1 protein-coding gene and 1 pseudogene are annotated in these 2,392 nt (G+C 47.9%); both read left to right on the top strand.

Annotated elements, in window-relative coordinates:
• Positions 1 to 358 precede the first annotated feature (358 nt).
• Positions 359 to 1,381 (top strand): IS110 family transposase, encoded by a 1,023-nt coding sequence (locus ACOTXR_RS24995; RefSeq protein WP_000156887.1) that lies wholly within the window; start codon positions 359 to 361, stop codon positions 1,379 to 1,381.
• Between the two features lie 414 nt (positions 1,382 to 1,795).
• A pseudogene (locus tag ACOTXR_RS24990) lies at positions 1,796 to 2,314 on the top strand (Tn3 family transposase); the annotation flags it as partial.
• Positions 2,315 to 2,392: the final 78 nt, after the last annotated feature.

The following is a 2,392-nucleotide window of genomic DNA, read 5'->3' as shown; positions in this document are numbered from 1 at the left end:
GGGTTCATGTGCAGCTCCATCAGCAAAAGGGGATGATAAGTTTATCACCACCGACTATTTGCAACAGTGCCAATTTTTGTACGTTGAGCACATTATTCAACCAATTCGGATACGTAAGTGATTGATTTATCGTCAGTGGCTATCGCTTTTAGGTTGTCGCTCTTGCTGTATCGCATTTAGGTTATCCGATTAAGACAAAATCCCCTGAAAACGCTGTATAGCGCGGGAGTACACCCTATTGCTATAGGTAAGTCTGTTCAAAAAACAGGCTTACCGAATGGAAGGGACTTCCCCTGATTATGCGCCTGATTAACTCTTGTGCAATCATGGGGTACACATCGTCCCGGAGGAATTCGTTATGACTATCACGACTGTCGGTATCGATCTTGCTAAAAATGTGTTTGCTGTTCACGGTGTTGATCAAAATGGTAGAACTGTTCTGGTTAAGCCTAAAGTATCGCGTGCTGCACTTCCTGAGTTAATTGCAAGTTTGCCTCCCTGTGTTATCGGGATGGAAGCATGCTCCGGGGCTCACTACTGGGCAAGATTGTTTCGGCAGTATGGTCATGAGCCACGTCTGATGGCTGCTAAGTTTGTATCGCCTTATCGTATGGCCGGAAAATCAGGAAAAAATGATGCAGCTGATGCTCAGGCTATCTGTGAAGCTGTTCGTCGTCCGCATATGCGGTTCGTACCAGTGAAAGACGAAAGCCAGCAGGCCATGCAGTGTTTACATCGTACCCGTCAGGGTTTTATCGAAGAGAAAACAGCAACGTATAATCGTCTGCGAGGATTGATATCTGAATTCGGTGTCATCGCGCCACAAAGTGCTGATGCCCTGCGCCACATGGTTTCTGTGCAGAAGAGCTCTTTACCGCTTCAGGTTCAGCAATGTGTTGATGATTTGATGGAACACGTTGATCGCATTGAAGCTAACATCACTGAATATGACCGAATTTTGTCCCACATAGCCAAAACAGATCATCGCAGTCAGCGGCTGATGGAGCTAAAGGGCGTTGGTCCCACAACGGCCTGTGCACTGGTCGCCAGTATCGGTAATGCACATGATTTTAAAAATGGACGTCAACTGGCAGCCTGGCTGGGGCTGACGCCATCACAATACAGCAGCGGGGGAAAGTCGAAACTCGGCAGGATCACAAAAGCCGGTGATTCGTATCTGCGAACGCTTCTGGTTCAGGGGGCTCGTTCAGTGCTTATTGGCGCCGGGAAAAGGACTGACTCATTCAGCCGTTGGGTTTGTATGTTGGTTGAGCGCAGAGGGTACTGGCGGGCTGTTGTGGCCATCGCCGCCAAAAATGCGCGGCTGTGTTGGGCATCACTACATTACGGTGATGATTTCCGGCTGTACTCAGTCAACTAAAGCTCGAAGCTGTATAACCATCTGACCTGCAATTCGTTGATGATAAAGGGTTAGACCCCGTGAGGCCTATCTGGCTATTGTACAGGATATACGTATCCGCTAAGGAAGGTGCGAATAAGTCACCAAACGCAAAAAAACGCCTATGTAAGTGATTGAATTTAATTGACTAAAAGTTTCATTTTCGTTGCGGAGGGTACTTATTCGCACCCTCCCTAAACGAACAAGAACCTCACGCGCGTCTTTCATCAGGGCCCGAATCGATGACGATTCATCATGGCCGTTTATAGTACCGCAGTCTCTCCCCTTTATTTTTACTGAAGAGCAGACAGAAACCATAAATACCGGCTTTGACATGCCGGGGAAGTCCTTATAGTCCTTATAGTACAAAAATTTCCGATCTCCAAACTGCCCCCTATAAAGCAGGGAACGGTAACAGCATCACTGATGATGAAAAAGCTGGCCAGCTATCCGAAACAGAATGGTCTGGCAAAGGCTCTGAGGGAGATTGGCCGCATCGAAAGGTCATTGTTTATGCTGGACTGGTTCCGGGATCCTTCCCTACGTCGACGAGTACAGGCAGGGTTGAATAAAGGTGAGGCCCGCAATGCCCTTGTTCGAGCAGTCTTTATGCACCGACTGGGGGAAATCAGAGACCGTGGACTGGAAAACCAGAGCTACCGGGCCAGTGGGCTGACATTGCTGACTGCGGCGATCTCACTGTGGAATACGATATATATAGAAAGAGCCCTTGATGCTCTGAAGCGAAAAGGGATTCAGGTAAATGAACAGCTTATTGCTCATCTGTCCCCGTTGGGATGGGAGCACATAAATCTGAGTGGGGATTACGTCTGGCGAACAAATCTCAAGCTGGGACAGGGTAAATACCGCTCATTACGCTCAATGGATAGTAGTTTGTACAAAAAACAGGCTTAACGTAGGATATTTAATGAGATGGTCACTCCCTCCTTCCCGGTACTATGCTGAGGACAGGCTTTCATTCGGAGAACTATC

Source organism: Enterobacter cloacae complex sp. IR53030 (assembly GCF_049238365.1).
Taxonomy (GTDB): domain Bacteria; phylum Pseudomonadota; class Gammaproteobacteria; order Enterobacterales; family Enterobacteriaceae; genus Enterobacter; species Enterobacter kobei.
Note: the sequence above shows the minus strand (reverse complement) of the source record. Positions and strands in the feature narration are given on the sequence as shown.